This is a genomic window from Vibrio sp. 1751 (assembly GCF_033339895.1).
Lineage (GTDB): Bacteria > Pseudomonadota > Gammaproteobacteria > Enterobacterales > Vibrionaceae > Vibrio > Vibrio alginolyticus.
In genome coordinates, this window is the sequence record NZ_JAWOVM010000131.1 from 1 (window position 1) to 8,059 (window position 8,059).

The window sequence follows — 8,059 nt, forward strand, 5'->3', positions numbered from 1 at the left end:
CTGCTTCTGGCTTGGCATAAGGATGTAGCCATTTCCACATGTTTTGTTCTCACTCTTACTTCAGGGACACTGTCTAAAGGGTTGAGACCGTAGCAGTGCTTTAATAATAATTCTTTGATCAAGCGCCGCTTCATTGGCACTTTATTGAGTTAGTTGACACTAACTCGTAATGCGGCACTGATGGCAAAAGGCGTTAATGTCATCGCCCCCATTAGCATCGCACCTAAAATCGCTAGTTGACCGTTATACGCCATACCGAGTGCGGCAGCATCAATTGCCGATGTTGCGAAAATCAAAATTGGGATGTAGAGCGGAAGAATAAGCAAACTCAAAAGAACGCCACCCTTTTGCAACCCAACAGTCAACGCCACACCAATGGCGCCAATAAAACTTAGTGTTGGTGTACCGATCATCAAGGTTAATACAACCGATAGCCAAGTATTGAAGTCGAGCGAAAGTAAAACCGCCAATAATGGGCTAATTAAAATCAGAGGTAACCCTGTTAACAACCAATGTGCTATGACCTTTGAAACCACTACAAGTTGCAATGGAATCGGCATTAGCATCATTTGTTCTAGTGCACCGTCTTGAAAATCATCACGAAATAGACGCTCTAATGATAATAAGGCGGACAGCAATGCGGCAACCCAAACGATGCCCGCTGCAATACGTGCTAACAAATTAGGTTCTGGTCCAATACTCAGAGGAAAGAGAGTAATGACAATAATAAAGAACCACAGCGGGTTTAGAATGTCTGCCTGACGGCGAAATGCGATTAGGAGCTCACGACGAATGATGGTGGTCATCGAGGAAATCATATCAGTCACCCAGCTTTATTTTTCTAAGTTTCGGGCTGTCCGCAAACATATCTTGATGCGTCGTCAACACAACAATACCGCCATTATCAGCATGACTTGCGAACAAAGATTCAAGCACCTTGACGCCTTGCTTATCAATGGCAGTCAACGGCTCATCTAAAATCCATAAAATTTGCTTACTGAGCCATAACCTTGCCAATGCGACTCGTCGTTGCTGACCTGCGGAAAGTTGTGCTACAGGCACATCTTCTCGACCAGCTAATCCTACTTGAGTCAAAGCGATAAAGATTTCTTCGTCTGAAGAGCGATTATTTTGAATAGATTGATAAAAACGTAAGTTTTCTAATGCGGTAAGCTCTCGTTTCACTCCTGTTTGATGTCCTAAGAAAAGCAGATCTTGATGGAAAACATCACGAGATTTTTCAACCTCTTCGCCTTTCCATTTAACGACACCTTCTTCTCTATCACCTAACCCTGTCACAATCCGTAGCAATGTAGTTTTACCAGTACCATTACGCCCTTCGATCTGGACCAATTCACCAGGCTTAATTTCAAACTGCAGGTTTTCAAACAGAACCCTTTCATCACGGATTGCTGTCAGGTTAGACACTTCTAACATAGAGCTTCAACTAAAAAATGAACGAGCCGCTATATTAGCACAGCTTAGTTATGACAAAACAGGATAAGAGGGCTAGGTTACATGTAAGTTCATGTATTTTTGTTAATTAATCATCACACTTTAATAAAATTAACTATAAGTAGTTATAAGCGCTCATTTTGAATTTGAGAGGCCAGAGCTAAGAGCAAGAACGACTGAAGGTTATCTAGGGTTGTATTGAAGAAGAGCATTAGCGGCTAAAAACAAAAAAAGAGGCGTAATAACGCCTCTTTTTTATCGCTTGATAACCTTTAGCGTCGACGACGTCCACGCGTTGGATATTCTGCATCATCTGATGGCTGACCACTTAATGGTGGAATCTTCTCTTTCCCCGCCAGTTTCTTCTGCAGTGAAAGCATCAACTCAGCTTCGGCTTTTGGTAGTTCGCACTCTTCAATCAGCTCGTTGATATCAGCGCCAAGCTGTACCATTTTAGAAGCGCGACTGTACAAGCGACCATCAGTATCAGCGTGTTCGAGTTCGCGAATTCTCTCGTTTAAGTGCTGAATAATGTCTTGTTGCTCGGTCACTTTTTGTCCAAGACCAACGACAACCGAGCGCACTTCGAGTAACTGCTTACTCAACTTTTGCACTTCTTTATCTGCGTGTCGAGATTGAGCTCGTTGTTGGTCTAACTGCTTTTGTAACCCAGAGCGAATCCGCAGTTGCAAAACAACCAAAACTAACACAATAAAAGCGACGCCACCCGCAAGGAATGGAGCAGATAAAAGAGTCTCTTCAGCCATCATCATTCAGCCATTAAAGGTGAGCCATCTCGTCCCACTCGTCATCTGTTAGCAGCTTGTTCAAATCCACAAGGATAAGAAGCTTGCCGTCACGGTTGCTCACACCCTGGATGAACTTCGCACTCTCGTCGGTACCAACAGAAGGCGTCGTATCAATTTCAGAAGAACGCAGATAAACGACTTCTGCCACGCTATCTACTAAGATACCAATCACTTGACGCTCTGACTCGATCACAATAATACGAGTGTTGTCGGTGACTTCGCCTTCCATCAGGCCAAAACGTGAACGTGTATCGATAACAGTAACTACATTACCGCGTAGGTTGATGATACCAAGTACATAATCTGGTGCACCTGGAACAGGGGCAATTTCAGTATAACGAAGTACTTCACGAACTTGCATTACGTTGATGCCGTACGTTTCTTCTTCTAGCTGGAACGTCACCCACTGAAGAACTTCGTCATTCGATGCATCTTTCTTCACTTCTACTTCAAAAGCTTGAGACATAGTTAATCCTCGTTAATGTCGTTCCCGACTTAAATCTAATTCAGTGATTTGACATCTAAACCGGCGTTTAGCATGTCAATGAGCGCCTGGACATGAATTAAGGCACACATTTTTTCTTTTACCATGCCCGCTAGCCAAGGGCGTTTACCCGCCTGCTCACGCCAGCGAACCTTGTCGATATTAAGCGTTTCAGTCCCCATTAATTGATTACTGGCCAACCCCCACATGCTCTCACCAAGCATGACGACATATTGGTAGTTATCTTTATAGCTATCATCACGAAGCTTATCTGCCATCACCCATTTCGCGGTATCGACGACATCAAACTGTTGCTCGCGATTTGTTTGTAGCCCCAAATACCAGGCGGGTTTTCCTATCAAATGGTTAAGCTCGCTAATGCGATGAATACCACCTAACTCATCAAGAGGTACAGCAAACGTGACACCATTCACATCAAAGTAAAGAACTTGGAAGTCCTCACTTCGCTTCGTGCTTTCCCAGACCGTTGGTATATCGGAATCTGCTTGTGTTTCGAGTTCAGTATCGACGTTCGATTCTATATTGATACTTTGTTCGATCACTGCGTGAGGTTCATCCACCTCTGGTTGAGCTTCCTCAAAAACTGGCTCATCAATCACCCAGTCCTGTATTTCCTCAACACCCTGAAGCTCAGGCACCTCACTAAAGGTTTGTACCTCAGGCTCAGCCGCTTTTATCTCTGCTGCAATATCAATCGTATTTTGTTCAAGAATACTATCAATATCCAACTCAGCCACTGGGTTGCTTGCTTCAAGCTGACTTAATAGCCTTTGAACATCTTCCAGGTTTGGAGCTTCCAACTCTGGCGGATATGTTTCTTGAAACTGGTACGTTTCTGGCTCCGAGTATTGTAGCTGCAATTCTGGCTCTGGCTCTGGCTCTGGCTCTGGCTCTGGCTCTGGCTCTGGCTCTGGCTCTGGCTCTGGCTCTGGCTCTGGCTCTGGCTCTGCAGATGATACCTCTTGAGCCAATAGGTCAAGGTCTTCCTCAAGAGTCGTTATTTCAGTTTCATCATCCAGTAATGCATTAAAGTAGTCATCAAGTGCTTGTTCACTGGACAGCACATCATTACTGCTCATCGAACGCCAACCTCTCCAGATAAATCAGTAGCTGTTTATAGGCAAACACACCACGACTACCAGATGCAAAATGCGACGCTGGCAAGTGCTTTAAACTGGCATCGCGGAACTTGGTATCAATAGGCACCGCTGAGGTCCACACTTGATTTGGGTAATCTTTTTTCAGTTGCATCAATGTCTGCAATGACGCTTTCGTGCGCTTATCGTACATGGTTGGGACGATAGTCACTTTGAAACCGCCCGGGCGAGATTTTTGCATAATGGTTAGCGTACGCATCATGCGCTCTAGACCTTTCATCGCCAAAAACTCTGTTTGAACAGGAATCAAAATTCGGTCACTGGCTGCCAACGCGTTCACCATCATCACGCCAAGGATTGGCGGACAATCAATCAACACATAGTCATAGTCTTGTGAGACAGTTTGCAGCGCCCGTTTTAAGATTAATCCCATACCACTGCGATTACCCATTACGCGATCAAGCGTGGCAAGGGACATATGCGCGGGAATGATATCCATTCCTTCCAGCTCTGTTTCTAAAATCAACGGCTTAACCGTCTCACGAGAAAACGTCTTCAACTGGAATAAATCAAATAGGCTCGAAGTTACTGCATCAGGATCATAACCGAGATAAGTAGTCAGTGAGGCGTGAGGATCAGTATCAACCATCAATACTCGATGGCCTTTTTGGCTCAATAAGCCCGCCAATGTCACTGTTGAGGTGGTTTTACCCACGCCTCCTTTCTGGTTAGCTACACTCCAAACAATCATGATGAATCCTAAGCTAGGCCAACTTCCACCAACATGCGTTCAGCAATGCGGTCAAGCGGTAAATCTTCTGAAGAAATACCTGCTTTAGCAACCGCTTGGGGCATGCCATAAACAACACAACTTTCTTCATCTTGTGCCCAAATAGTTGAGCCTGAAGACTTCAACATGCGAGCGCCCTCACGACCGTCTGCACCCATGCCTGTCAACACTAAAGAGAGCACTTTGTCGCCATATACTTTTGCGGCAGAACCAAAAGTCACATCCACACATGGTTTGTAGTTCATGCGGTCGCCGCCATCAATAATGCGAAGACGAGCAGCGCCCGCTCGTCCATCTACCATCATTTGTTTCCCACCTGGTGCAAGGTATGCCACACCGGGCTGTAACACATCGCCATCTTGTGCTTCTTTCACTTGAATCTTACACAAGGTGTTCAAACGACTGGCAAACGCAGCAGTAAACGTTGCTGGCATGTGTTGAATCAATACAATCGGATGCGGATAGTTCATCGGCAAGCGCGTCAGAATTTTTTGTAGAGCAACGGGGCCACCTGTTGATGTGCCAATTGCCGTCAGTTGATACTTCTTACCAGAAGCACGGTACTTTGTCGCAGCAGGTCGAGTTGGTGTTGGAGTCACAGGTGAAGCCGTTCTTGAACCTAATGATCGAGTAGTCGTGCTGGTACTCGCTGTTGGGCGAGCGATAGGTCGACGCATGAAAGCGCGCTTCGAGGCAATCTGAATCACACGCTGTTGAAGTAATGACACAGCTTCTTCACGGTTACGCGCAATGTCCTCAAACTTTTTCGGTAAGAAGTCCAATGCGCCTGCATCTAGCGCATCAAGCGTAGCTTTCGCCCCGTCGTGGGTCAGGGACGAAAACATTAGAATTGGCGTTGGAGCAGCGGCCATTATTTCACGTACAGCTGTAATGCCATCCATAACTGGCATTTCAATATCCATCGTGATGACGTCAGGTTTGAGGGATTTGGCTTTCTCAACCGCCTCTCTACCATTTACCGCAACGTCAATCACTTCTAGGCGCGATTCTGAGTTGATGATTTCGCTCACGCGACGTCGGAAAAAACTCGAATCATCAACGACTAGTACTTTAATCGCCATCTTATTCCTTTTAATAACGTCAGCTTTGCTTAAAGGCGTGAAGCCGCAGCATATCGCTTAAGTAAATCAGGCACATCTAGAATTAATGCAATATGGCCATCGCTAGTAATTGTCGCACCAGCCATACCTGGAGTGCCCTGTAATAGATTATCGAGAGGCTTAATAACCACTTCTTCTTGACCAATAAGCGTATCCACAACAAAACCAACGCGTTGGTTACCAATCTGTACAATCACCACGTGACCGTGACCTGTACGCTCTTGGACGTTTTGCGATTTAGATGCTAACCAGTTTTGTAAGTAAAATAGTGGGATAGATTTCTCTCGCACAATGATCGTCAGCTGACCATCTACCACGTTTGTACGGCTAAGATCTAAGTGGAAAATTTCACTCACCGAAGCCAGTGGTAGAGCAAACGGATGACCGCCAACACCAACCATCAGAGTCGGTAAAATCGCTAACGTTAGTGGTACTTTGATCGTAATCTTAGTGCCCTTGCCTAGCTCAGAATCGATATCGATTGAACCGTTTAAGGTATTGATCGCCGTCTTAACCACGTCCATACCCACACCACGACCAGAGATGTCAGAAATTTTATCTTTACTTGAGAAACCAGGTGCGAAGATAAGGTTGAAGCACTCTTTGTCTGTTAAACGCGCCGCCGCATCTTCATCCATCATGCCACGCTTCACCGCGATGCCACGAAGTTTGTTCGGGTCCATACCGCCACCATCATCTACGATGGATAGTTCAATATGGTCCCCTTCTTGCGATGCTGACAAAATCACTTTACCTGTGCGTGATTTGCCTGCCTTCGCGCGTGCGTCTGGCATTTCAATACCGTGATCAACTGAGTTACGCACCAAGTGAATCAACGGATCGGCCAATGCTTCTACAAGGTTTTTATCGAGGTCGGTTTCTTCACCGCGCATTTCTAGCACGATGTCTTTATTTAGGTTACGAGCCAAGTCACGAACAACGCGTGGGAAGCGGCCAAACACTTTCTTAATTGGCTGCATACGCGTTTTCATTACCGCGCCTTGTAGATCCGCAGTTACCACGTCAAGGTTAGCGACCGCTTTGGACATCTCTTCGTTGTCGCTATTCAAACCAAGGCTTAATAGGCGGTTTCGAACCAATACGAGCTCACCCACCATGTTCATGATGGTATCAAGTGTCGAGGTATCAACACGAACGGTTGCTTCAGCCTGAGGTTTTTTAACCGCTGGTGCTTTAGCTTCTTCTTTTACCGCGACTGGTTTAGATTCTGGCTTTGGTGCTGGCGCTGCTTGAACGGGTGCTGGCTTAGCAACAGGCTCAGGTTTCGCAGGGCTTTGCTCTACGTTTGCTGACGCTGGCTTCGTTGCCATATCCAATTCTTCTAGCGTTGGACCTTTACCTGAACCATGTAGCTCATCGAGTAACTTTTCGAACTCTTCGTCCGTCATTAAGTCACTGTCTTGATTTGATGAAGATGACACTGGAGCGGAAGGCTCTGCCGCTTTAGGTGGCTCTACTGGTACGGATGCAGATGCAGCAGCCTCTGCCGTAGAAGGGCTTTTTCCTACACCGTGCAGTTCATCGAGTAAACGTTCAAACTCATCATCAGTGATATCACCACTTTCAACTGATGGTGCACTCGATTGAGGCGGTTCAGATGGCGTTGTAGGTGTCGCAGACATTGAGGTGCCTGGCGCTGAACCTTTACCATGAAGCTCATCCAGTAGCTTTTCGAATTCGTCTTGGGTAATTTCATCAACAGAGCCGACACTTGATGGTGCTGACGGCGCAGCAGGTTCTTCGATGATAGGCTCGGGAATAATAGGCTCTGGAGTAGCCACTGGTTCTTCAACTACGGTTGCCGCTACTTCATCTTCTGACTCAGGTTTGCATAGACGATGAAGTTCTTCAAGAAGCTCAGGGTCCGCAGCTTCTAACGGCTCACGATCTTGAACAGCCTGGAACTGGGTATTAACCGTATCCAAGGCTTTTAGCATCGTATCCATTAAGTTTTGCGTTACCGTGCGTTGACCGTTTCGTAAAACGTCGAACACGTTCTCCGCACCATGACAAGTATCGACTAGCTCTGCCAATGAAAGGAAGCCGGCACCGCCTTTTACGGTATGAAACCCGCGGAAAATAGCATTAAGTAAGTCTTTGTCTTCTGGGTTATTTTCTAATTCAACCAACTGCTCAGAAAGCAGCTCGAGAATTTCCCCAGCCTCAATGAGAAAGTCCTGAAGAATATCTTCGTCTAAATCGTAGCTCATACGTTACCTTTAAAATCCAAGACTGGACAACAAGTCATCGACTTCGTCCTG

The 8,059-nt window shown here is 46.0% G+C and carries 8 protein-coding genes; all 8 read right to left on the reverse strand.

What is annotated here, in order from left to right; all coding sequences use genetic code 11:
- Positions 1–149 precede the first annotated feature (149 nt).
- On the reverse strand, positions 150–818 hold the full coding sequence (gene ccmB, locus R7041_RS21850; RefSeq protein ID WP_005380512.1) for a heme exporter protein CcmB: 669 nt from the start codon (positions 816–818) through the stop codon (positions 150–152).
- A 1-nt stretch (position 819) separates the two neighbouring features.
- Positions 820–1,437: a cytochrome c biogenesis heme-transporting ATPase CcmA gene (ccmA, locus tag R7041_RS21855; RefSeq protein WP_258512634.1), complete on the reverse strand. Its 618-nt coding sequence runs from the start codon at positions 1,435–1,437 to the stop codon at positions 820–822.
- Between the two features lie 290 nt (positions 1,438–1,727).
- Positions 1,728–2,222 carry a DUF2802 domain-containing protein gene (locus R7041_RS21860; RefSeq protein WP_031777229.1) on the reverse strand — a complete coding sequence of 165 codons (495 nt, stop codon included), beginning with the start codon at positions 2,220–2,222 and terminating at the stop codon, positions 1,728–1,730.
- 13 nt (positions 2,223–2,235) lie between these two features.
- Positions 2,236–2,730: a chemotaxis protein CheW gene (locus R7041_RS21865; protein ID WP_005380507.1), complete on the reverse strand. Its 495-nt coding sequence runs from the start codon at positions 2,728–2,730 to the stop codon at positions 2,236–2,238.
- A 35-nt stretch (positions 2,731–2,765) separates the two neighbouring features.
- The gene (locus tag R7041_RS21870; RefSeq protein ID WP_021707710.1) at positions 2,766–3,848 is read right to left on the reverse strand and encodes a chemotaxis protein CheW; all 1,083 of its coding nucleotides are present in this window, start codon (positions 3,846–3,848) and stop codon (positions 2,766–2,768) included.
- On the reverse strand, positions 3,838–4,617 hold the full coding sequence (locus R7041_RS21875) for a ParA family protein (protein WP_005380505.1): 780 nt from the start codon (positions 4,615–4,617) through the stop codon (positions 3,838–3,840). Before R7041_RS21875 ends, R7041_RS21870 begins: the two co-directional genes overlap by 11 nt.
- Positions 4,618–4,625: 8 nt before the next feature.
- Positions 4,626–5,738 (reverse strand): protein-glutamate methylesterase/protein-glutamine glutaminase, encoded by a 1,113-nt coding sequence (locus R7041_RS21880; RefSeq protein WP_005380504.1) that lies wholly within the window; start codon positions 5,736–5,738, stop codon positions 4,626–4,628.
- 29 nt (positions 5,739–5,767) lie between these two features.
- Complete coding sequence (locus R7041_RS21885; RefSeq protein WP_005380503.1) at positions 5,768–8,008, reverse strand: chemotaxis protein CheA; 2,241 nt, start codon at positions 8,006–8,008, stop codon at positions 5,768–5,770.
- Positions 8,009–8,059 lie beyond the last annotated feature (51 nt).